22 protein-coding genes and 1 riboswitch are annotated in these 21,137 nt (G+C 71.7%); of the genes, 12 read left to right on the top strand and 10 right to left on the bottom strand.

Features of this window, described 5'->3' with window-relative positions:
- Nucleotides 1-33 precede the first annotated feature (33 nt).
- The 3 genes from AB0D18_RS09680 (at nucleotide 34) to AB0D18_RS09670 (ending at nucleotide 3,183) form a co-directional block, all read left to right on the top strand.
- Entirely contained in the window at nucleotides 34-648 is a 615-nt protein-coding gene (locus tag AB0D18_RS09680) for a TetR/AcrR family transcriptional regulator (protein WP_362414787.1), read from the top strand.
- Nucleotides 649-974: 326 nt separating this feature from the next.
- Nucleotides 975-1,601, top strand: a complete 627-nt coding sequence (locus AB0D18_RS09675; protein ID WP_362414785.1) for a DUF4126 domain-containing protein — start codon at nucleotides 975-977, stop codon at nucleotides 1,599-1,601.
- Between the two features lie 31 nt (nucleotides 1,602-1,632).
- Nucleotides 1,633-3,183, top strand: coding sequence for an NAD(P)/FAD-dependent oxidoreductase (locus tag AB0D18_RS09670; RefSeq protein ID WP_362414783.1), 1,551 nt, complete (start codon nucleotides 1,633-1,635; stop codon nucleotides 3,181-3,183).
- 124 nt (nucleotides 3,184-3,307) lie between these two features.
- On the opposite strand, the gene AB0D18_RS09665 is transcribed toward AB0D18_RS09670, so the two are convergent.
- The 6 genes from AB0D18_RS09665 to AB0D18_RS09640 form a co-directional block, all read right to left on the bottom strand.
- Nucleotides 3,308-4,285, bottom strand: coding sequence for a hypothetical protein (locus tag AB0D18_RS09665; RefSeq protein ID WP_362414781.1), 978 nt, complete (start codon nucleotides 4,283-4,285; stop codon nucleotides 3,308-3,310).
- Nucleotides 4,286-4,354: 69 nt separating this feature from the next.
- Nucleotides 4,355-5,314: a methylenetetrahydrofolate reductase [NAD(P)H] gene (gene metF, locus AB0D18_RS09660; RefSeq protein ID WP_362414779.1), complete on the bottom strand. Its 960-nt coding sequence runs from the start codon at nucleotides 5,312-5,314 to the stop codon at nucleotides 4,355-4,357.
- Between the two features lie 159 nt (nucleotides 5,315-5,473).
- Complete coding sequence (gene thiE, locus AB0D18_RS09655; protein ID WP_362414777.1) at nucleotides 5,474-6,133, bottom strand: thiamine phosphate synthase; 660 nt, start codon at nucleotides 6,131-6,133, stop codon at nucleotides 5,474-5,476.
- Nucleotides 6,134-6,239: 106 nt separating this feature from the next.
- Complete coding sequence (locus AB0D18_RS09650) at nucleotides 6,240-6,605, bottom strand: Rv2175c family DNA-binding protein (RefSeq protein ID WP_362414775.1); 366 nt, start codon at nucleotides 6,603-6,605, stop codon at nucleotides 6,240-6,242.
- A 62-nt stretch (nucleotides 6,606-6,667) separates the two neighbouring features.
- On the bottom strand, nucleotides 6,668-7,837 hold the full coding sequence (locus AB0D18_RS09645) for an FAD-dependent oxidoreductase (protein ID WP_362415301.1): 1,170 nt from the start codon (nucleotides 7,835-7,837) through the stop codon (nucleotides 6,668-6,670).
- A gap of 67 nt (nucleotides 7,838-7,904) precedes the next feature.
- Complete coding sequence (locus tag AB0D18_RS09640; RefSeq protein ID WP_362414773.1) at nucleotides 7,905-8,246, bottom strand: hypothetical protein; 342 nt, start codon at nucleotides 8,244-8,246, stop codon at nucleotides 7,905-7,907.
- 50 nt (nucleotides 8,247-8,296) lie between these two features.
- A riboswitch (TPP riboswitch) is annotated at nucleotides 8,297-8,409 on the top strand.
- Here AB0D18_RS09640 and thiO point away from each other — a divergent pair.
- The 6 genes from thiO to AB0D18_RS09610 all read left to right on the top strand — a co-directional run bounded on the left by thiO (nucleotide 8,407) and on the right by AB0D18_RS09610 (nucleotide 14,311).
- Complete coding sequence (gene thiO / locus AB0D18_RS09635; protein ID WP_362414771.1) at nucleotides 8,407-9,654, top strand: glycine oxidase ThiO; 1,248 nt, start codon at nucleotides 8,407-8,409, stop codon at nucleotides 9,652-9,654. (Overlaps the previous riboswitch by 3 nt.)
- Nucleotides 9,651-9,863, top strand: coding sequence for a sulfur carrier protein ThiS (gene thiS, locus AB0D18_RS09630; protein WP_362414770.1), 213 nt, complete (start codon nucleotides 9,651-9,653; stop codon nucleotides 9,861-9,863). Before thiO ends, thiS begins: the two co-directional genes overlap by 4 nt.
- 4 nt (nucleotides 9,864-9,867) lie before the next feature.
- Nucleotides 9,868-10,662, top strand: coding sequence for a thiazole synthase (locus AB0D18_RS09625; protein WP_362414768.1), 795 nt, complete (start codon nucleotides 9,868-9,870; stop codon nucleotides 10,660-10,662).
- A gap of 151 nt (nucleotides 10,663-10,813) precedes the next feature.
- Entirely contained in the window at nucleotides 10,814-12,721 is a 1,908-nt protein-coding gene (pknB, locus tag AB0D18_RS09620; protein ID WP_362414766.1) for a Stk1 family PASTA domain-containing Ser/Thr kinase, read from the top strand.
- Between the two features lie 83 nt (nucleotides 12,722-12,804).
- Nucleotides 12,805-13,707 carry a deoxyribonuclease IV gene (locus AB0D18_RS09615; protein WP_362414765.1) on the top strand — a complete coding sequence of 301 codons (903 nt, stop codon included), beginning with the start codon at nucleotides 12,805-12,807 and terminating at the stop codon, nucleotides 13,705-13,707.
- Nucleotides 13,708-13,795: 88 nt separating this feature from the next.
- Nucleotides 13,796-14,311, top strand: coding sequence for a DUF4396 domain-containing protein (locus AB0D18_RS09610; RefSeq protein ID WP_362414763.1), 516 nt, complete (start codon nucleotides 13,796-13,798; stop codon nucleotides 14,309-14,311).
- Nucleotides 14,312-14,388: 77 nt separating this feature from the next.
- On the opposite strand, the gene AB0D18_RS09605 is transcribed toward AB0D18_RS09610, so the two are convergent.
- The gene (locus AB0D18_RS09605) at nucleotides 14,389-15,021 is read right to left on the bottom strand and encodes a sulfite oxidase-like oxidoreductase (RefSeq protein ID WP_362414761.1); all 633 of its coding nucleotides are present in this window, start codon (nucleotides 15,019-15,021) and stop codon (nucleotides 14,389-14,391) included.
- Nucleotides 15,022-15,176: 155 nt separating this feature from the next.
- On the opposite strand from AB0D18_RS09605, the gene bfr reads away from it, so the two are divergent.
- Nucleotides 15,177-15,659, top strand: coding sequence for a bacterioferritin (gene bfr, locus AB0D18_RS09600; protein ID WP_362414759.1), 483 nt, complete (start codon nucleotides 15,177-15,179; stop codon nucleotides 15,657-15,659).
- 19 nt (nucleotides 15,660-15,678) lie between these two features.
- On the opposite strand, the gene AB0D18_RS09595 is transcribed toward bfr, so the two are convergent.
- The 3 genes from AB0D18_RS09595 to AB0D18_RS09585 form a co-directional block, all read right to left on the bottom strand.
- Nucleotides 15,679-15,915, bottom strand: coding sequence for a (2Fe-2S)-binding protein (locus tag AB0D18_RS09595; RefSeq protein ID WP_362414757.1), 237 nt, complete (start codon nucleotides 15,913-15,915; stop codon nucleotides 15,679-15,681).
- 153 nt (nucleotides 15,916-16,068) lie between these two features.
- A complete protein-coding gene (locus tag AB0D18_RS09590) occupies nucleotides 16,069-17,421 on the bottom strand; it encodes a class II 3-deoxy-7-phosphoheptulonate synthase (RefSeq protein ID WP_362414755.1) in 1,353 nt (450 codons plus the stop codon).
- 42 nt (nucleotides 17,422-17,463) lie between these two features.
- Entirely contained in the window at nucleotides 17,464-18,762 is a 1,299-nt protein-coding gene (locus AB0D18_RS09585; protein WP_362414753.1) for a glycosyltransferase, read from the bottom strand.
- 72 nt (nucleotides 18,763-18,834) lie between these two features.
- Here AB0D18_RS09585 and AB0D18_RS09580 point away from each other — a divergent pair, with 72 nt between their 5' ends.
- Both AB0D18_RS09580 and AB0D18_RS09575 read left to right on the top strand, forming a co-directional pair.
- A complete protein-coding gene (locus AB0D18_RS09580) occupies nucleotides 18,835-18,984 on the top strand; it encodes a trp operon leader peptide (RefSeq protein ID WP_362414751.1) in 150 nt (49 codons plus the stop codon).
- Between the two features lie 107 nt (nucleotides 18,985-19,091).
- On the top strand, nucleotides 19,092-21,137 hold a 2,046-nt coding region (locus tag AB0D18_RS09575), incomplete at its 3' end, for an anthranilate synthase family protein (RefSeq protein WP_362414749.1).

Below are 21,137 nucleotides of genomic sequence, written 5' to 3'. Positions count from 1 at the left end.
GCGGAAGCCGGGAGACCTGGGAGAATCCACTCCATGGACAGCACCAGCACGCGCCGCCGCAACACCCGGCAGAAGCTCTATGAGGCGGCCGTGACGCTCATCGCCGAGAAGGGCTTCTCCTCGACCACGGTGGAGGAGATCGCCGAGCGGGCCGGTGTCGCCAAGGGCACGGTGTACTACAACTTCAAGAGCAAGAGCGAGCTCTTCGAGGAGCTGCTGCGGTACGGCGTCGGGCTGCTCACCGCGTCCCTCCAGGAGGCGGCCGACGAGACCGCCTCAAGAGGCGGCACCAAGGTCGAGGCACTGGACGCGATGATCCGGGCCGGTCTGCTCTTCATCGACCGCTACCCGGCCTTCACCCAGCTGTACGTGGCCGAGCTGTGGCGCACCAACCGGGCCTGGCAGTCGACGCTCCTGGTGGTGCGCCAGCAGGCGGTGGCCGTCGTCGAGACCGTCCTCACCGAGGGCGTCGCGAACGGGGAGCTGACCGAGGAGATCGACATCCCGCTGACCGCCGCGGCGCTGGTCGGGATGGTGCTGGTGGCCGCGCTGGACTGGCAGGCGTTCCAGAGCGAGCGCTCCCTGGACGACGTCCACTCGGCGCTGTCCAGGCTGCTGCACGGGCGGGTGGGCGGCACCCAGCGCTGAGCGCGCGCGGCAGGCACGGCAGACGCTGAAGGCACGGCAGACCCTGCAGCCACGAAAAACACCGGTCCGGTGAGGCTCGATCCCCCCGAGCCTCACCGGACCGGTGCGTCACCCCCGTGCCCCGTTACGTCCAGGGAGCCGCGCCGCTTCCGCCGCCCCGTGTCGGCGGTCTCGGCGTCGGCGCCCCTTCCGTGCTCACCACTCTGTCGTGTCCCCAGGTGGGAGCCCATCCGCGTACCTACTCATCTCTCGTACTAGGTACGGATACTCAAGCCTGCGTGTTCCACCTCAGTCGCGCCCGGCGGCAACTGGCTACGATCACGTCCGTGTCCGTACTCCCTCTCGTCTTCACCAGTGGCTGGGCCAGCGGAATCAACGCCTATGCGGTGGTCCTGCTCCTCGGCGTCTTCGGCGCGACCGGACTGACCGACGAGGTGCCTGCCTCGCTGCAGCGCACCGATGTCCTGGTGGTCGCCGGAATCCTCTTCCTGTGCGAGGCGGTCAACGACAAGATCCCGTACCTGGACTCGCTCTGGGACAGCGTCCACACGGTGATCCGGCCGATCGCTGGCGCGGTCGTCGGAGCGCTGCTCGCCGGGCAGAACGGCTCGCTGCCGGAGCTGGCGGCCGGCGCGGTGGGCGGTTCGACCGCACTGGTCAGCCATCTGGTCAAGGCCGGGACGCGGATGGCGGTGAACACCTCGCCCGAGCCGTTCAGCAACATCGTGGTGAGCACCGCGGAGGACCTGGGCGTCGCGGGGGTCATCACCTTCGCCATATTCCATCCGGTCGCGGCGGCCTCGATCGCCGCGGCGCTGCTGCTGACCGGGCTGGTGATACTGGTCTTCCTGGCGAGCCGGATCAGGCGGTTCCGCCGCCGTCGTGCACAGCGCCGCGAAGAGAAACGCCTGGCGGGGAGGGGTGCCGGGAGCGGTGCGCCGCCTCCCGGCTGAATTGTCGGTGGCGGCCGTTAAAGTCACTGGCATGGCACGGATTGTGGTGATCGGCGCCGGGCTCGGCGCGATGGCGACCGCCGCCCGGCTGGCCGTCGCGGGCCACCGGGTGACGGTGTACGAGCGCGGGGAGACGTACGGCGGCTCGGTGGGCCGCTTCGAGCGGGCCGGGTTCGCCTTCGACACGGGCCCCGACCTGCTGCACCTTCCCGCCGTGTACCGGGACGTGTTCGTGAAGACGGGCAAGGAGCCCCTCGAATCGTGCGTCGCCATGGCGCAGGCCGACCCGGCGAGCAGGCACTTCTTCCCGGACGGCACGGCGGTCTCGCTGCCCAACGCCTCGCGCGCCGGTGTCGTTTCGGCGCTGGAGGAGGCGCTGGGATCCGGCCTCGGCGAGCGCTGGGGCGAGTTCATGAACCGGGCGCGGGACGCCTGGGACCGCACCCGGCGCCCGCTCCTCGAAGAGCCGCTGCGTGCCGACCGGCAGGCGCTGGGCCGCGATCCGTACCCCTCCGTACGGCAGAAGCGGCTGCTGCGCCGCGACCGGCAGGCGGCCACCCTCGCCGAGGTCGCCGCCCGGGAGCTGGCCGATCCCCGGCTCGCCGCCCTGCTGGAGAGTTACGCGCTGGCGTACGGCCTGGACCCGCGCGACGCCCCCGCATCGGCCGCCGTACTGCCGTATCTGGAGCAGACCTTCGGCAGCTGGTACGTGGCCGGGGGCACCCGGGAGCTGGCCCGTGCGCTCCACGAGCGGTGTCTGGCCCGCCGGGTGGAGTTCGTCTTCGGAGCGGAAGTCGCCTCGGTCGTCGAGAAGGACGGCCGGGCGGCGGGCGTGGAGCTGGCCGACGGGACTCTCGTCGAGGCGGCATCGGTGGTCGCGGCGGTGCCCCCGGAGCGGCTGTCCGCGCTGCTGGGCGGGCGGGACGCGTACGGGACGCCGCCTTCGGACGAGCCGGGTCCGGTGCGAGCCGACCTTCCGGTGCGAGCGGGCCGGGTGACGGTGTTCCTGGCGCTCAAGGGCGGCCGGGAGGCCGGCGCGGTGCACCGGAGCGTGGTGCACCCCGCGCACCGGGAGTTCGAACTCCGGGAGATCTTCGACGAGTTGGGCCTGGTGGAGTCCGTCGGCGACGACCTCTCCCCCACCGTGTTCGTCTCGCGCCCCGACGATCCGGCCCTGCGCCCCGACGACGGGCACGAGGCCGTGGTGCTCACCGCCGCCGCACCGGTGCACGCCGCGTACGACTGGAGCAGGCCGGACCTGGCCACGCTCTGGGCCGACCGGATGGTGTCCGCCGCGGCCACCGCGATTCCGGGTCTGGCCGACCGAATCCTGTGGCGCGAGGTCCGTACGCCCCGGGACACCCGAGCCGTGACCGGCGCGGCGGGCGGGGCGGTTCCGCCGCCCTCGCTGGCAGGTCGGTCCGCTCGCTTCCTCGCCCCGTCGAACTCCACCGCCCTCCCCGGGCTGTACGCGGCCGGCGGCTGGGCGCACCCGGGCGGCGGGCTCGCGCACGCAGGGATGTCGGGGGCGCTGGTCGCCGGGCTGATCGTGGAGGGCGACGGCTTCCGCGGCTCCCGGTAACAGGCTGCCCGTGACAGACACGACGCCGCTTTGTCCACTGTCGGCAGTGGACAAAGCGGCGTCGTGCTGATGCGGGTGCCGGTGCGGGTGCGCGGTGCGGGTGCGCGGTGTGCGGTGCGGGAGGTCAGTACCGGTACTGGCCGTTCGCCCCGGTGTCGTAGCCGTTCGGGTATCCGGCCGGCTGCTGCGGCGCCTCCGGGCCGAGCGGCTGCTCGCCGTCGCGCTGGTGGGGCACGTGCGGCACCCACACCCCGCCGGGCGGCGTCTCGCCCGCGTAGTTCTCGTAGCCGCCGGTGTTGTACTGCTGCTGGCCGCCGTACAAGTCGTAGTCGCCGCCGCTGCCGTAGGACTGGGTGCCGATGTACGGATCGGAGTAGGCGGCGTACTGCTGCTGCCCGCCGTCGTACGCGTAGGCCCCGGTGTCGTGGGACTGGCCGCCCTGCGGGTCGTAGGCGGGGTAGGACCCGCTGCCGAAGTCGTCGAAACCCTGTGCCTGGGGCGCGGCGGACTGCGAGGCGGCGTAGGGCGCCGAGGAGTCGTAGATCCCGTACCGGCCGGTCTCGTCGGGCATCGGCTGCGGCTCGTAGACCGCGGTCTGCGGGTCGGGGTGGCCGGCCGTGCCGTGCTGCCCCTGGGTGTCGAAGCCGGGCGCTCCGTCGTCGAACCCAGCCGCTCCGCCGAATGCGGGTGCTCCGTCGAAACCCTGCGCGGCGTCAAAACCCTGCGCGGCGTCAAAACCGGCGTCGGGCCGGTCCTGCGCCTCGTACTCCAGGTCGGAGACCTGCAACGTCGGCTGCTGTGCGGCGGATTCCTCCGCACCGCCCCTGCGTCGCTTGCTCGCGCCCGGACTGCCGCCGATCGCCCAGCCCGTGGAGAAGCCGCGGCGGAAGGACAGCGTGACGTACGTCTGGCCGACGGCGAAGGCGACGGCGCCCGCCGCGATCACCACGACGGACGGCAGCAGCACGCCGACCACGACGACGGAGAAGCCCGCGAACGCGAGCACCCGCCAGCGCAGCCGTGCCTTGTACTGCAACAGCACTTCGCCGAGCAGCCACAGCGCGACGACGCCGAATGCGATGTAGAGGACCGTCCAGCCCATGTACGCCCCTCTCCTGCTGCCGCGGATCCCCTGGTGGACTCGGCGGCGCGAGTACAGCTGTGGTGACTGCTACGACGACGGCCGCGTCGGCGGTGACGTCTGGCGTTGCGTTTCGTGTGTGTCGTGCAGTCCGAGATTCTCGTAGATCTCAAGTGTCGCCGTCGAGTTGTTCAGCGTGATGAAGTGCATTCCCGGTACACCTTCGGCAAGCAGCGTCGCGCAGAACTCGGTGGCGAACTCGATGCCAATGGAGCGTACAGCGGCCGGATCGTCCTTGACCGCGAGGATGCGCTCTTTCACGGCGTCGGGGAAATGCGCGTTGCTGAGCTGCGGAAGCCGGTCCAGCTGCTTGACCAGCGTGACAGGCATCACTTCGGGGATGATCGGGGTGTCGCAGCCCGCCGCCTGGACGCGGTCCCGCATCCGCAGATAGCTCTCCGGATCGAAGAACATCTGCGTGATGGCGTAATCGGCACCGGCCCGGCACTTCTCCACGAAGTGGCGGATGTCGGAATCCCAGGTGTCCGAGCGCGGGTGCATCTCGGGAAATGCGGCGACACCGACACAGAAGTCGCCGGACTCCTTGATGAGTGCGACGAGTTCGGAGGCGTACGTCACGCCTTCCGGGTGACGGACCCACTCGCCCATCGGGTCGCCGGGCGGGTCGCCGCGTACCGCGAGGATGTTCCGGATTCCGGCGTCGGCGTACTGCCCGACCATGTTGCGCAGCTGGGCGACCGAGTGGTCGACGGCGGTGAGGTGCGCGACGGGCGTGAGGGTGGAGTCGGAGGCGATCTTCTGGGTGGCCTTGACGGTGCCCTCGCGCGTGGAGCCACCCGCTCCGTAGGTCACGGAGACGAAGCTGGGGGCCACCGCCTCGACACGACGCAGGGCGTTCCAGAGGTTCTGCTCACCCTTCTCGGTCCTGCGGGCCGAGAATTCGAAGGAAAACGACGTCTTTCCGGTCTCCAGCAGCTCACGCACCGTAAGCGCGCGGTCTGTTCTGGTGGAAGCTGTGCCAAGGGCCATGTCGAAAGGTTAGCCAGGGGCGTGCCGCACCCCCAACCGCCAAGGAGACAAAGGTCCGTTATGCCGGTTTCTTGTCCACCCTTCGGACAGTTGTCCGGCCAAACACCCGTCGCCCACCGCGGTCGTACGACCGTCACCTGCCGGTCGTGCGACCGTCGCCTACCGGTCGTACGACCTGATCCGCTTGGCCAGATCGGCGGCGGCAGCAGCCGGGTCGGCAGCCTCGGTGATCGCGCGGACGACCACGACGCGGCGGGCGCCCGCGGCCAGCACCTCGTCGAGGTTGCGCGCGTCGATGCCGCCGATGGCGAACCAGGGGCGGCTCTGGGCGAGCGAGGCCGCGTACCGCACGAGGCCGAGCCCGGGGGCGTACCGGCCGGGCTTGGTGGGGGTGGGCCAGCAGGGACCGGTGCAGAAGTAGTCGACGCCCGGCTCGGCGACGGCGGCGTCGACCTCGGACTCGGCGTGCGTGGAGCGGCCGATCAGGACGTCGCCGCTGCGGGAGCCGAGGATCGCGCGGGCGGCGGGGACCGGCAGGTCGCCCTGGCCGAGGTGGAGGACGTCGCTGCCGATGGCGTGCGCCACGTCGGCGCGGTCGTTCACGGCGAGGAGCTTGCCGTGCCGGCGGCAGGCGTCGGCGAGGACCGCCAGGTGCTCCAGCTCCTCGCCCGCCTCCATGCCCTTGTCGCGGAGCTGAACGATGTCGACGCCACAGGACAGCACCGCGTCGAGGAAGGCCGGAAGGTCTCCCTGCGCCTTGCGGGCGTCCGTGCAGAGGTAGAGCCGGGCGTCGGCGAGCTGCGCGCTGGGCGTGGGCATGGTGCGGTTCCCCCCGTGGTGGCGGGGTGTCCCCCGTCGGTCGGCGGCGGTGTGCGGTCCGCCCGGCCGGGCGGACCGCACAGCGCCGTGGTGTGGTGCGGCGTCGTCAGAGGGCGAGCGCCTGGGCGCGGCGCTTCACCTCCGTGCCGCGATTCTCGCTCAGGGCCTGGGCGGGGGTGCCGGGCAGGGTCGGGTCGGCGGTGAAGAGCCACTCCAGCATCTCCGCGTCGGAGAAGCCGTCGTCCTTCAGGACCGTCAGGAGCCCGGGAAGGCCCTTGACGATCTGGTTGCCGTCGAGGAAGGCGGCGGGCACCTGCAGCGAACGGTTCTCACCGCGCCGCACGGCGATGAGCTGGCCGTCCTTCACCAGCTGCCGCACCTTCGTCACCTCCAGGTCGAGCATCTCCGCGATGTCGGGGAGGTAGAGCCAGGCGGGGACGAGCGATTCGATCTTTGCGTCAATCTCGGTCACAGGACAAGCGTGCCATCCGGGACCGACAGTCGGTACCCGGGCCCGTCCGGCCGGGGGATTTCCTACGGCTTCCGTACGGCCGACTTCAGCGGTACGGAAGGGTCGGCGGCCAGCGCCGGGTCGAGCGCCGCCCCCGCCTCCACCAGCTTGCGGCCCTGTGCCAGGTCGCGCGGGCGGCCCACCGCGAGCAGGGCCACCAGGGCGCCGCCGCGCAGCCAGCACACCGACCAGGAGGGTCCGGCGGGCTCGCCGCGCCAGATCGTCTCGTCGGCGTCCGCGTGGTGGCCGACGTACTGCACGAAGCGGCCGAACTGCTCGGACCAGAAGTACGGCACGGGGTCGTAGGGCAGCGGGGCGCCGCCCAGGATGTTCGCGGCTACCGTGCGCGGGCCCTGGAGCGCGTTGTCCCAGTGGTGCACGAGCAGCCGCGTGCCGTACCGCCCGGACGGGAAGGAGGCGCAGTCCCCGACCGCGTACACGTCGGGGACCGAGGTCCGCAGGTGCACGTCGGCGGTGACGGAGCCGTCCGGGCCGAGCTCGATGCCGGAACCCGCCAGCCAGGCCGTCGCGGGTCTGGCGCCGATACCGACGAGGACGGCGCCGGCCGGGATCCGGCGGCCGTCGGCGAGGAGCACCGCGCCCGGCTCCACCGCCGCCACGCGCGCGTGGGTGAGGAGCTCGGCGCCGCCTTCGGCGTACCAGGCGGCCATCGGCGCGGCGATCTCGGCGGGCATCGTCCCGGCGAGCGGCCGGTCGGCGGCCTCCACGACCGTGACGGTGCAACCCGCTTCCCTTGCGGCGGTGGTGAACTCGGCGCCGATCCAGCCCGCGCCGACCACCACCACGTCGGCGGCCGCGTCCAGCACCGGGCGCAGCCGCCGCGCATCGTCGAGGGTGCGCAGCAGGTGGACGTCGGGGACGCCGGCCGTGCCGGGAAGGGTGACGGGGTCCGCTCCGGTGGCGAGGACCAGGGCGTCGTACGGCACCGGCCCGTCGGGGGTGTCGATCTCGTGGTCCGCCGGGCGCACCCCGGTGACGTCGAGCCCCAGCCGGAGCTCGATGCCCAGCGCGTCGAAGTCGACCTCGAAGGCCGAGCCCTCGGCCTTGCCGAGCAGCACCGCCTTGGACAGCGGCGGCCGGTCGTACGGCGGGTGGGGCTCGGCGCCGATCAGTGTGATCCGGCCTCCGTGGCCCTGCTCCCGCAGGGCCACGGAGGTCTGCACCCCGGCCATTCCCGCACCGACGACGACGATTCGCTTCTGCTCGCTCACCCGACCACCTTATGTATCTGACACAACGTCAGGAAAGGAGTTCCTCGACCACGCTCGTGCCGCTGCCCTCCTGGGACTCCCATGCCCAGCTCTCGTCCAGCCGAACGCGGCCGTCCGCGAGCAGCGTGACCGTGGAGACGCAATGTCCGGACGAAGTCGTTCCGTCCCGTTTCAGCTGGACGTACCTGAAGTCGAGCCGGTCCCCCGCGCGCGTGCCGACCAGCTGCCCGCGCACGACGTCGCCGCCCGCGTACTCGGCCCAGATCCGGCCGTCCTGCTCGTGGTACGTGAAGCGGGTGCGGGTGCCGACCTGCCCGGGGGCCTGGTCGGCGACCGGCGCGAGGACGAGTCCGTCGAGCGAACGGGGCACGGGGTGCTCCCTCACAGTCTGTTGAACCCAAGGACTAGTCTGGTCACCGTACAAGCACTCACGGGAGCCCGGCTGACCGGGCTGAGAGGGAGGCTGACCAGGCCTCCGACCGTACGAACCTGATCCGGGTCATGCCGGCGAAGGGAGGGGCTGGACGCCCATGCACACATCTCCACACCCGCACGCTTCCGAGCACCTGCACGCTTCCGAGCAACGGCCGTACGACGTCCTGGTGGTCGGCGGCGGAATCATCGGCCTCGTCACGGCCTGGCGGGCCGCGCAGCGCGGTCTGCGCACCGCGCTCGCCGACCCCGCACCGGGCGGCGGCGCCGCACAGGTGGCGGCCGGAATGCTGGCCGCCGTCACCGAACTCCACCACGGCGAGCAGACCCTGCTCGGCCTCAACCTCGCCTCCGCGCGCCGCTATCCGGACTTCGTCACGGAGCTGGAGGAGGCGTCGGGGCAGGACACCGGCTACCGCGCGTGCGGCACCCTCGCCGTGGCGCTGGACTCCGACGACCGGGCCCACTTGCGCGAACTGCACACCCTGCAGCGGCAGTCGGGCCTGGAGTCGGAGTGGCTGAGCGGGCGCGACTGCCGCCGACTGGAGCCGATGCTCGCGCCGGGCGTGCGCGGCGGGCTGCGGGTGGACGGCGACCACCAGATCGACCCGCGACGGCTGGCAGCCGCCCTTCTGACGGCCTGCGAGCGCGCCGGGGTGGTTGTGTACCGCACGACGGCCGAGCGGCTGTCCGTCGTACGGGAGAGGGCTTCGGGCGCGCTGCTGGCCGACGGCACCGAGGTCGTCGCCGACCAGGTGGTGCTGGCCGCCGGTTCGCTCAGCGGGCGGCTCGCGGGAGTGCCTCAAGAGGTGCTGCCGCCGGTGCGCCCGGTCAAGGGACAGGTGCTGCGGCTGACGGTGCCGCCCGCCTACGCCCCGTTCCTGAGCCGTACGGTGCGCGCCGTGGTGCGCGGCAGCGAGGTCTATCTGGTGCCGCGCGAGAACGGCGAGCTGGTCGTGGGCGCGACCTCGGAGGAGCTCGGCTGGGACACCACCGTCACGGCGGGCGGCGTCTACGAGCTGCTGCGCGACGCCCACGAGCTGGTCCCCGGCATCACCGAGCTCCCGCTCACCGAGACCCGGGCCGGGCTGCGCCCCGGCTCCCCCGACAACGCCCCGCTGCTCGGCCCCACCGCCCTGCCGGGCCTGCTGCTCGCCACCGGGCACTACCGCAACGGGGTGCTGCTGACCCCGGTCACCGGCGACGTCATGGCGGACGTCCTGACCACCGGCGAACTCCCCGAGGAGGCGCGGGCGTTCACCCCGCAGCGCTTCACTTCCGACTCCGCACCCGACTCCGCCCCCGTACCCGTGCCCGTGCCCGTACGACAGGAGCAGCCCGCATGAACACCCCGGTGAACGTGTCCGTGAACGGTGAGGGGCGCGAGGTCTGCGCCGGTACGACGCTCGACGACCTCGTCGCGGCGCTCACGCGCGCGCACGCGGGCGTGGCTGCCGCGCTCAACGAAACAGTGGTGCCGCGCGGCCGGTGGGCGGCCACCGCCCTCGCCGACGGCGACCGCGTCGAAGTACTCACCGCGGTCCAGGGAGGCTGACGACATGGCAGACGATCTCTTCGAACTGGGCGGCGCCGCGTTCTCGTCCCGGCTCATCATGGGGACCGGCGGCGCGCCCAGCCTGGAGGTGCTGGAGCGGTCGCTCGTCGCGTCCGGGACCGAGCTGACGACGGTGGCGATGCGACGGCTCGATCCGTCCGTGCGGGGCTCCGTGCTGTCCGTGCTGGAGAAGCTGGGCATCCGGGTGCTGCCCAACACGGCAGGCTGCTACACGGCGGGCGAGGCCGTGCTCACGGCCCGGCTCGCACGCGAGGCGCTGGGCACCGACTGGGTGAAGCTGGAGGTCATCGCCGACGAGCGGACCCTGCTGCCCGACCCGGTCGAGCTGCTGGACGCGGCGGAGGTACTGGTCGACGACGGCTTCACCGTGCTCCCGTACATGAACGACGACCCGGTGCTGGCGCGGAAGCTGGAGGACGTGGGCTGCGCGGCGGTCATGCCGCTGGGCTCGCCGATCGGGTCCGGGCTCGGCATCCGCAACCCGCACAACTTCGAGCTGATCGTGGAGCGGGCCGGGGTGCCGGTGATCCTGGACGCGGGGGCGGGGACCGCGTCGGACGCGGTGCTGGCGATGGAGCTGGGGTGCGCGGGGGTGATGCTCGCCTCGGCGGTGACGCGGGCGCAGGAGCCGGTGCTGATGGCGGAGGCGATGCGGCACGGCGTGGAGGCGGGCCGTCTCGCGTACCGCGCGGGGCGCATCCCCCGCCGCCACTTCGCGCAGGCGTCGTCGCCGGGCGAGGGCCTGGCCCGGCTGGATCCGGAGCGGCCGGCGTTCTGAGGGGAGTGCGATAGGTGCGGGTGCGTCGCGGCTGGTCGCGCCCGCGCGGCCGCGCCCCTGAAGGGGCGCGGCCGTCACAGCTCGGCTTCAGAACGGCGGCAGCAAGTACATCCACGCCCGACCTGTCCCTACCGGCTCGTAGACTCCCTCCGTGGACACGACCCTCCAGGACCCCCTCGTCGGGCAGCTGCTCGACGGCCGCTACCGCGTCGAGGCACGCATCGCCGTCGGCGGGATGGCCACGGTCTACCGGGCCGTGGACACCCGCCTCGACCGGGTGCTCGCGCTCAAGGTGATGCACCCCTCGCTGGCCGCGGACGACTCCTTCGTCGAGCGGTTCATCCGCGAGGCCAAGTCGGTGGCCCGCCTCGCACACCCCAATGTGGTGGGCGTCTTCGACCAGGGCACCGACGGCAGCTACGTCTACCTGGCGATGGAGTACATCGCGGGCTGCACCCTGCGCGACGTGCTGCGCGAGCGCGGCGCGCTCCAGCCGCGGGCCGCGCTCGACATCCTGGAGCCCGTGCTGGCCGCCCTCGGCGCCGCGCACCGGGCCGGGTTCGTGCACCGCGACATGAAGCCGGAGAACGTCCTGATAGGGGACGACGGCCGGGTGAAGGTCGCCGACTTCGGTCTCGTACGCGCCGTGGACACGGTCACCAGCACGACGGGGTCCGTCCTCGGTACGGTCTCCTACCTCGCCCCCGAGCAGATCGAGCACGGCACCGCCGACACCCGCGCCGACGTGTACGCCTGTGGCGTGGTCCTGTACGAGATGCTCACCGGCAGCAAGCCGCACTCCGGCGGCACTCCCGCCCAGGTGCTCTACAAGCACCTCAATGAGGACGTGCCGGCGCCGTCCGCCGCCGTGCCGGGGCTGGCCCCGGCCCTCGACGAGCTGGTGGCGAGCGCGACGGCGCGCCACCCGCAGGCCCGCCCGTTCGACGCGGTCGAGCTGCTGGGGCAGGCGCGGACCGCGCGGTCCGCTCTGGACGATGCCCAGCTGGACGTCGTACCTCCGCGGGCGCAGGAGAACGTGAGCACCGGTCCCGAGGAGCGGACCAGTGTCATCCCGCGGACCCTGCCCACCGAGCAGCACACGAGCCGGCTGCGGATGCCGCTGCCGGAGGAGCCCGAGCCCGCGGGGCAACGGCGGCGGTGGCCGATGTCCTCGCGGCGCGGCCTGGTGGGGCTGGTGACCGCCGTCCTGCTGGTGCTCGGTCTGGGCACCGGGGTCTGGTACATCAACTCCGGGCAGTTCACGCAGGTGCCGCGGCTGCTCAGCCAGCCCGAGAAGGAGGCCCGCAAGAAGCTGGACGCCGCCGGCCTCGACCTGAAGGGCGTGGAACGGAAGTTCAGCGACACCGTCGCGCGCGGCGCCGTCATGGACAGCGACCCGGCGCCCGGCGAGCGGATCCGCACCAACGGCTCGGTGACGCTGGTCCTCTCGCGCGGCCCCGAGATCGTGAAGGTCCCCGACCTCACGAGGATGCCGCTGGCGAAGGCCAGGGGCGAGCTGAAGGACGCGGGGCTCGCGCCGGGCGTCGTCACCAGGGCGTTCAGTGCGGACGTCCCGCGGGGCGCGGTGATCAGCACGGACCCGGCGGCCGGCACCGGCCGGTCGCCGGACTCCGCGGTGGCGATGGTGGTCAGCAAGGGGGCCCCGGTGGACATGCCGTCGGTGACCGGGCAGAGCGTCGAGGACGCCAGGAGCAGGCTCGAAGGTCTCGGCCTGAAGGTCGACGTCGCGCCGGGGCAGGTCAACTCCCCTGCGGAGGCGGGCAAGGTGGGCCGCCAGTCGGTGGCCGTCGGCACCCGGCTCGGCGAGGGCGAGCGCGTCACGCTCACCGTCTCCAAGGGGCCCCGGATGATCTCGGTGCCCGACGTGCTCGGCAAGGAGCGCGACGAAGCGAGCCGCATCCTCAAAGAGGCGGGCTTCGAGGTCGAGGTGGAGCGGCCGTTCCTGTCCTTCAGCAAGGTGATCGACAAGCAGTCGGTGGCCGGTGGGGAGCAGGCCCCCGAGGGCAGCAGGATCACCATCTCGACGAAGGTCCTGTAGCGAGGGGGCCCTGCGGTCCTGTGGCGAGAGCACAGCGGTCCTGTAGCGAGGGGCTCCGCGGCGGTACGGCATCCTGGAGGGTGATGAGCACCGCAGATACCCCCACCCAGTTCCCCGTCGGCCTCCCGGCGTCCCGCAACCCCGTCGGCGGTCACATCCCCGTCGCGGGCGGCCTCGCCAAGGTCGGCCTGCCGTACGCCCGCGAGATGGGCGCCGAGGCCGTCCAGGTCTTCGTCGCCAACCCGCGCGGCTGGGCGACCCCGGCCGGGAACCCGGCGCAGGACGAGCAGTTCCGGGCCGCCTGCGCCCAGGAGCGGATCCCGGCGTACGTCCACGCCCCGTACCTGATCAACTTCGGTTCGCACACCGAGGCGACCGTCGAGAAGTCCGTGGAATCGCTGCGGCATTCGCTGCGCAGGGCCCGCGACATCGGCGCCCTCGGGGTCGTCGTGCACACCGGTTCGGCGACCGGCGGGCGGCCCCGCACGGAGGCTCTCGCGCAGGTCCGCACGCACCTGCTGCCGCTGCTCGACGAGCTGACCCACGACGACGACCCGTACCTCCTGCTGGAGTCGACGGCCGGCCAGGGCTTCTCGCTCTGCTCGCGGACCTGGGACTTCGGCCCGTACTTCGCGGCGCTGGACTCGCATCCCAAGCTGGGCGTCTGTCTCGACACCTGCCACATCTTCGCTGCGGGGCACGACCTGGCCGGTCCCGGCGGCATGAAGCAGACCCTCGACCTGCTGGTGGACACCGTGGGCGAGGGCCGCCTCAAGCTGATCCACGCCAACGACTCCAAGGACGTCACCGGCGCGCACAAGGACCGTCACGAGAACATCGGCGCAGGTCACATCGGTGAGGACCCGTTCCGCGAGCTGTTCTCGCACCCGGCGACCGAGGGGGTGCCGCTGGTGATCGAGACGCCCGGCGGCAAGGAGGGGCATGCCGCGGACGTGGCCCGACTGAAGGAGCTGCGCGCGTTCTGAGGCCTCCCGAGCACCCTTGAGGAATACCCTAGGGGGGTATACGGTTCCTGTCATCGACAGGAACCGCCATCCGAGTTGGGGGCACACCGTGCAGCACCACGAGGCTCACACGCACCACAGGCACGACGCGGGCGACAGCAGCGGCACCGGGGGCACCAAGGGCGCCAAGGTCACCTGGGGCGCCGCCGCGCAGGCCACCCTGCACTGCCTCACCGGGTGCGCCATCGGCGAGGTGCTCGGCATGGTGATCGGCACCGCGCTCGGCTGGGGCAACGCAGCGACGATGATCCTGGCGATCGTGCTGGCGTTCTTCTTCGGTTACGCGCTGACGCTGCGCGGCATCCTCAGGGCGGGCGTGGACTTCCGTACCGCCTTCAAGGTCGCCCTCGCTGCCGACACCCTGTCGATCGCCGTGATGGAGCTGATCGACAACGGGGTGATCGTCTTCTGGCCGGGCGCGATGGACGCCCATCTGTCGGACGGCGTCTTCTGGGGCGTGCTCGCGGCGGCCCTCGCGATCGCCTTCGTGGTCACCACACCCGTCAACAAGTGGATGATCGGCCGCGGCAAGGGGCACGCGGTGGTCCACCAGTACCACCACTGAGCACCCGCGGAAGAGAGCGGCCTCAAAGAGGCGGCGCCGCAGCGGAAGAGAGCGGCCTCAAAGAGGCGGCCCCGCAGCTACAGCTCGGGGCCGTCCCCCGGCTCCTCCTGGTACGAGTACCGCTGCTCGCGCCAGGGGTCGCCGATGTTGTGGTAGCCGCGCTCCTCCCAGAAGCCGCGGCGGTCGGCCGTCATGTACTCGATGCCGCGGACCCACTTGGGGCCCTTCCAGGCGTACAGGTGCGGCACGACCAGGCGCAGCGGGAAGCCGTGCTCGGCGGTGAGCAGATCGTCGCCCTTGTGCGTGGCGAGGATGGTGCGCTCGGAGGTGAAGTCCTCGATGCGGACGTTGGCGCTGTAGCCGTACTCGGCCCAGACCATGACGTGCGTGACGGTCGGGGCCGGCGGGGCGAGTTCCAGGACCGTACGGGCGGCCACACCACCCCATTCGGCCCCCAGCATGCTGAATTTCGTCACGCAGTGCAGATCGGCGACGACCGTCGAGAACGGAAGTGCGGAGAACTCCTCGTGGGTCCAGCAGTGCTTCTCGCCGTCCGCGGTGGCGCCGAAGACGCGGAACTCCCAGCGTTCGGGCTTGAATTTGGGGACGGGCCCGTAGTGAGTGACCGGCCAGCCGCGCTGCAGCCGTTGTCCCGGCGGAAGCTCGGAGTGCTCGATTTCGCGGTGTTCCCGGCTTTCCGGCTGACCCATGCCTCCATGGTGACAGACAGCGGAGGGTGGTCATGACCGGGTCTGGGCCGATTCGGGCAACTCCTACTAAGCATGCACTTACTGGACGGGCCCGGAGCGGCGGTGCAAGGATGCGCGCAATCTGCCCGGCCACACCCCTGGAAGGAGCCCCAGCGATGCAGGGCGACCCCGAGGTCATTGAATTTCTCAACGAGCAGCTGACCGCCGAACTGACGGCGATCAACCAGTACTTCCTCCACGCGAAGATGCAGGAGAACTTCGGCTGGACGAAGCTCGCCGCCTACACGCGGTCGGAGTCGTTCGACGAGATGAAGCACGCGGAGCTTCTGACCGACCGCATCCTGTTCCTGGACGGCCTGCCCAACTACCAGCGGCTCTTCCACGTCCGCGTGGGCCAGACCGTCACGGAGATGTTCCAGGCCGACCGGCAGATCGAACTTGAGGCGATCGACCGCCTCAAGCGCGGCGCCGAGGTCATGCGGGGCAAGGGCGACATCACGTCCTGCAAGATCTTCGAGGACATCCTGGCGGACGAGGAGCACCACATCGACTACCTCGACACTCAGCTGGAGCTGGTGGAGAAGCTCGGTGAGGCGCTCTACATCGCCCAGTTGATCGAGCAGCCGAGCGAGGCCTGAGCCTCACTCTCCGAGGTGCCTAGGCGGCCTCTTTGAGGTCCACCTGATCCGCGGCGGCCGTCAGCTCGTGCTTCTCGATGAGGTCACGGCGGGGGCACGCGCCCCGGCCCAGCAGACCCTGGATCGTACGCACGCAGTTTCCGCAGTCCGTGCCGGCCTTGGTGACGGAGGCTATCTGGCGCGGGGTGCACGCTCCGGCGGCGGCGTGGTCCTTGATCTGCCGGTCGGTCACGCCGAAGCAAGAGCAGACGAACACGCGGACACCTCGATCCCTCAGCCAGGCCGGTCCATGGTCAGGTAAACCTAACCTTACCCGGCGGGCTCTGCTCGTAAAAGCCTTTCGCGGCATACGACTGTGGGGCACGGATCACATCGATCCGTGCCCCACAGTCGTACGTACGAAGGAGACCTACTGGTCGCGGTACATCTCCGCCACCAGGAACGCCAGGTCGAGCGACTGGCTGCGGTTCAGCCGCGGGTCGCAGGCCGTCTCGTAGCGCTGGTGCAGGTCGTCGACGAAGATCTCGTCGCCGCCGCCCACGCACTCGGTGACATCGTCACCGGTGAGCTCGACGTGGATGCCGCCCGGGTGGGTGCCGAGGCCCTTGTGGACCTCGAAGAAGCCCTTGACCTCGTCGAGCACGTCGTCGAAGCGGCGGGTCTTGTGGCCGGATGCGGCCTCGTAGGTGTTGCCGTGCATCGGGTCGGTGATCCAGGCGACGGTGGCGCCGGATGCGGTGACCTTCTCGACCAGCTCGGGCAGCTTGTCGCGGACCTTGTCGGCGCCCATGCGGACGATGAAGGTCAGCCGGCCGGGCTCGCGGTCCGGGTCCAGCCTGTCGATGTAGCCGAGCGCCTCGTCGACCGTGGTCGTCGGGCCGAGCTTGATGCCGATCGGGTTGCGGATCTTCGACGCGAACTCGATGTGCGCGCCGTCCATCTGCCGGGTGCGCTCGCCGATCCAGACCATGTGGCCCGAGGTGTCGTAGAGGTTGCCGGTGCGGGAGTCCACGCGGGTCAGCGCGGCCTCGTAGTCCAGCAGCAGCGCCTCGTGCGAGGCGTAGAACTCCACCGTGCGGAACTCGGCCGGGTCGGTCCCGGCGGCCTTCATGAAGTTCAGCGCGTTGTCGATCTCGCGGGCGAGCTGCTCGTAGCGCTGGCCGGACGGCGAGGACTTCACGAAGTCCTGGTTCCAGGCGTGCACCTGGCGCAGGTCCGCGTAACCGCCGGTGGTGAAGGCGCGCACGAGGTTGAGGGTCGAGGCAGAGGCGTTGTACATCCTCTTGAGGCGCTCGGGGTCCGGGATGCGCGCCTCCTCGGTGAAGGCGAAGCCGTTCACCGAGTCGCCGCGGTACGTCGGCAGGGTCACGCCGTCGCGGGTCTCGGTCCCCTTGGAGCGCGGCTTGCTGTACTGACCCGCGATCCGGCCCACCTTGACGACGGGCACGGACGCGGCGTACGTCAGCACGGCGCCCATCTGGAGGAGCGTCTTGAGCTTGTTGCGGATGTGGTCGGCCGACACGGCGTCGAAGGCTTCGGCGCAGTCACCGCCCTGGAGCAGGAACGCCTCGCCCTTGGCGACGGCTCCCAGTCGGGCGCGCAGCTGGTCGCACTCACCCGCAAAGACGAGCGGCGGATACGATTCGAGGTCCGCGACAGCATCGCGCAGCGCCTCAGCATCGGGGTACTCGGGCTGCTGCGCCGCAGGAAGGTCGCGCCAGGTGTTGCCACCGGTGAGGGTGGTCTTCGCGTTCACGGTCACTCGGCCAGCCTACGGGGTACGACCCGGTGCTCCGCGCCGCGCTCACAAGGTGAGACGTCGGGTCCACGACCAGTGGGCGGGAACGGTCAGCGTGAGCGGGCCGGTGCCGCCTTCGGCGGGAGCGAGCGGGAGTTCCCGTACGAAGGGCCCGACCGCCACCCGCAGGAACAGTTCCCACTCGCCGCTCCCGGCCGGCCCCAGCGGCGCCGACACCGTGAACCGGTCGCCCGGGTGCCGGGTGACCGACAGGCCTTCGAGCACGGTCCGCTCCCCGTCCCGGACCAGCAGCAGGCCCAGCTCCGCCAGGCCCGTACAGCCCGGCAGTGTCACGGCGGCGGTGACGTGCGGGGTGCACAGGGGGCGGCGGGTGACGACGGCTCGGGCGTCCGCGCCCAGCGGGTGGCGGCGGGTGCCGACGTCGAGGTTGAGGTGGTGGTGCGGCAGGGAGGCGTGGACGGCCACCGGGACGACGGGCACCGAACCGCCGCCTGTGAGGTACGGAACGGGGGCGGGCATCGGGTCGGGGGCGCACAGCCACGCGGTACGGGTGAGGCCGCCGGCGGTGACCCGGATCCGTACCGTCCAGATGCCGTCGGCGAGCGGCAGGCGGGGGCCCGCGGCGCGGGCGGGGTCGATCGTGGCCCGGTAGCCGCCGTCGGGGCCGGTCTCGGCGGGCACGGTGATCTCGGTGCCGCCCTCGCCGCCGGTGCGCAGCAGCAGCTGCACCTCTTGAGGCGCCGGTGCGGTGTGCGACAGGGAGGCCGTGCCGGACAGCAGGAGTGCCCCGTCGTCCCAGACCGGGGCCGCCGGGCTCTGCCGGAGCACCACGCGGGAGGCGGGCGGGGCGTCGTGGCCCTCCGGATAGTGGCAGTCGTAGTCGGTGACGGCTGAGGCGGTACGGGGGCCGTCGTCGAGGGGGGTGCGGCGGCGGAGGCTGCAGGGGCCGTCGTCCGCGACGGCGGTCGCGTCGCTGCCCGCACTGCGGCCGTGGACAGTGTCGGCGTCCTCCTTCTCGGCCGTCCTCAAGAGGCGTTCCAGGGCCTCCGGGGCAAGGTGGTGGGTGGGGTCGAGGACGAGCAGGTAGTCGCCGGCGGCGTGCGCCGTGAGCTCTTCCCCGCCGTGCGGGACCACCCGCACCTGGGGGCGGTGCCGCGCGAAATCACCGAGCCAGACGGACGTCCGTGCCGCCGGCCCGCCGTCTCCCGCCGCCGTGTCGACGGCGACCACCTCCAGCTGCTCCTGCCCCAGCGTCTGGGTGAGCAGCGAGCCGAAGCATCTGTCGAGGTGGTGGTGCGCGGTGCCTCCGCGCACGGGAACGATCACACTGACGCGAGGAGCCACAGAGCACACCTTCCGAAGACCGGTCGGCCGTCGCGCCGGTGTCCGCGGGGCCCCCGATCGGAAGTTAAGGCCATGTGCGCCCCCGACAGGAGGGGTTGGGCGCAACTTCTTTCGTCCCGCGGCCGGCCTCGTGCGTGGGGTAGGGTGCGGCACATGTTCGCGACGACTCAGACGACCCAGGTTCAGAACTGGTGGTGGACCGCTCATCCGGCGGCCCACTGATCGCGCGTACATCCACTGACGCACAGGCCGCCCCAGGAGGGCGGCCTTTCTGCATTCCCGGCCGTTCCTCCCGCCCAGGCTCCCCAACGCCCCGGAAGGAACCCCCGATGTCTCCCGTGTCTCCCGTGTCTCCCGCCGACCTGCTGTCCCGTCTGCTCGACGACGCCTGCCCGCCCTTCGCGCTGCTGCGCCGACGCACGCCCGGCCGCGCTCACGACACCGTCGAGGTGCTGATCGGCCCGGTGCACGAGGCCGAGCGGCTCGCGGACCTGCCGGTGGGCGGGGCGGGGCGGCCGGTGCTCGCCCTCGTACCGTTCCGGCAGATCAGGGAGCGCGGCTTCGACGTGCGCGACGACGGGACGCCGCTGAGCGTGCTGGTCGCGGACGAGGTGTACGAACTGCCTCTTGAGGGCGTGCTGGACGCACTGCCCGCGCACGACGTGCGGGTGGAGGGCGGCGGTTTCGACGTCGGCGACGAGGAGTACGCGGGGATCGTCTCCCGGGTCATCGATTCCGAGATCGGCCGGGGCGAGGGCGCGAACTTCGTCATCCGGCGGACGTACACGGGGGAGATCCCGGGGTTCGGCAGGGCCGACGCGCTGGCCCTCTTCCGGCGGCTGCTCGACGGGGAGCGGGGCGCGTACTGGACGTACGTCGTGCACACCGGAAATCAGCAGGGGACCGGAGGGACTTCCCTGGAAGGGCGGGGGTCGCAGACGGGCGGGCGCACGCTGGTGGGCGCGAGCCCGGAGGTGCACGTGCGGATGTCCGGCGGGACGGTCGTGATGAATCCGATCAGCGGCACCTACCGCTACCCGGCCGACGGGCCGACCCCCGACGACCTGCTGGACTTCCTCGCCGACCCGAAGGAGACCGAGGAGCTGTCGATGGTCGTCGACGAGGAGCTCAAGATGATGTGCACCGTCGGCGACATGGGCGGGGTGGTGGTCGGCCCCCGCCTCAAGGAGATGGCCCATCTGGCGCACACGGAGTACGAGTTGCGGGGGCGCAGCTCGCTGGACGTGCGGGAGGTTCTGCGCGAGACGATGTTCGCGGCAACGGTGACGGGCTCGCCCGTGCAGAACGCGTGCCGGGTGATCGAACGCCACGAAGTCGGCGGCCGGGGCTACTACGCGGGCGCCCTGGCCCTCCTGGGCCACGACGCGTCCGGTGCGCAGACCCTCGATTCGCCGATCCTGATCCGTACCGCCGACATCTCCCCCGACGGCCTGCTGCGGGTGCCGGTCGGCGCGACCCTCGTACGGCACTCGGACCCGGCCGGCGAGGTGGCCGAGACGCACGCCAAGGCTGCGGGGGTGCTGACCGCTCTGGGAGTACGCGAGGGACGCCCGCGGGACGAGTCGGCGCGGCCGCTGCTGGCCGACGACGCACGGGTGCGGGCGGCGCTGGACGGGCGACGGGCACAGCTGGCGCCGTTCTGGCTGAGGATGCAGGAGCGCGCCGAGACGCTGTCCGGACATGCGCTGGTGGTGGATGCCGAGGACACCTTCACCGCGATGCTGGCGCACCTGCTGCGCGCGTCGGGTCTTGAGGTGACCGTACGGCGCTACGACGAGCCGGGGCTGCGGGAGGCGGCGCTCGCCCACCCCGGCCCCGTGGTGCTGGGTCCCGGGCCCGGCAATCCGGCGGACGCGGCCGATCCGAAGATGCGGTTCCTGCGGGCGCTGGCGGCGGACCTGCTGAGCGGGCACGCGCGTGGAGGCCTCGCGCACGGGGTGCTCGGGGTGTGCCTGGGGCACGAGCTGATCGCGGCGGAGCTGGGCCTGGAGATCGTACGGAAGCAGGTTCCGTACCAGGGGGCGCAGGAGCGGATCGACCTGTTCGGGCGGCCGGAGACGGTGGGGTTCTACAACAGCTTCACCGCGGTGTGCGACGGGGACCGGGCGGCGGAGCTGCGCGCGCACGGCATCGAGGTGGCCCAGGACGCCGGGTCGGGCGAGGTGCACGCGCTGCGCGGCCCCGGTTTCGCCTCGGTCCAGTTCCACCCGGAGTCGGTGCTGAGTCTGCGGGGCACGGCGGTGGTGACGGAGCTGCTGTGTTCTTTCATGAGGACGCACCTGGTCTGGGACTGGAACGGCACACTGCTCGACGACATCCGCGCGGTCGTCGGGGCGACCAACGCCGCCTTCGAG

Source organism: Streptomyces sp. NPDC048442 (assembly GCF_040651475.1).
Taxonomy (GTDB): Bacteria; Actinomycetota; Actinomycetes; order Streptomycetales; family Streptomycetaceae; genus Streptomyces.
The sequence above is the reverse complement of the archived record's forward strand: the minus strand, read 5'-3'. Positions and strand labels throughout refer to the sequence as shown.

Coding starts and splice junctions, on each gene's coding strand:
- AB0D18_RS09680 (WP_362414787.1), top strand. CDS start 34: ATGGACAGCACCAGCACGCGCCGCCGCAACACCCGGCAGAAGCTCTAT.
- AB0D18_RS09670 (WP_362414783.1), top strand. CDS start 1,633: ATGGCACGGATTGTGGTGATCGGCGCCGGGCTCGGCGCGATGGCGACC.
- AB0D18_RS09665 (WP_362414781.1), bottom strand. CDS start 4,285: ATGGGCTGGACGGTCCTCTACATCGCATTCGGCGTCGTCGCGCTGTGG.
- metF (WP_362414779.1), bottom strand. CDS start 5,314: ATGGCCCTTGGCACAGCTTCCACCAGAACAGACCGCGCGCTTACGGTG.
- thiE (WP_362414777.1), bottom strand. CDS start 6,133: ATGCCCACGCCCAGCGCGCAGCTCGCCGACGCCCGGCTCTACCTCTGC.
- AB0D18_RS09645 (WP_362415301.1), bottom strand. CDS start 7,837: ATGGCCGGGGTGCAGACCTCCGTGGCCCTGCGGGAGCAGGGCCACGGA.
- thiO (WP_362414771.1), top strand. CDS start 8,407: ATGCACACATCTCCACACCCGCACGCTTCCGAGCACCTGCACGCTTCC.
- thiS (WP_362414770.1), top strand. CDS start 9,651: ATGAACACCCCGGTGAACGTGTCCGTGAACGGTGAGGGGCGCGAGGTC.
- AB0D18_RS09625 (WP_362414768.1), top strand. CDS start 9,868: ATGGCAGACGATCTCTTCGAACTGGGCGGCGCCGCGTTCTCGTCCCGG.
- AB0D18_RS09615 (WP_362414765.1), top strand. CDS start 12,805: ATGAGCACCGCAGATACCCCCACCCAGTTCCCCGTCGGCCTCCCGGCG.
- AB0D18_RS09605 (WP_362414761.1), bottom strand. CDS start 15,021: ATGGGTCAGCCGGAAAGCCGGGAACACCGCGAAATCGAGCACTCCGAG.
- bfr (WP_362414759.1), top strand. CDS start 15,177: ATGCAGGGCGACCCCGAGGTCATTGAATTTCTCAACGAGCAGCTGACC.
- AB0D18_RS09580 (WP_362414751.1), top strand. CDS start 18,835: ATGTGCGCCCCCGACAGGAGGGGTTGGGCGCAACTTCTTTCGTCCCGC.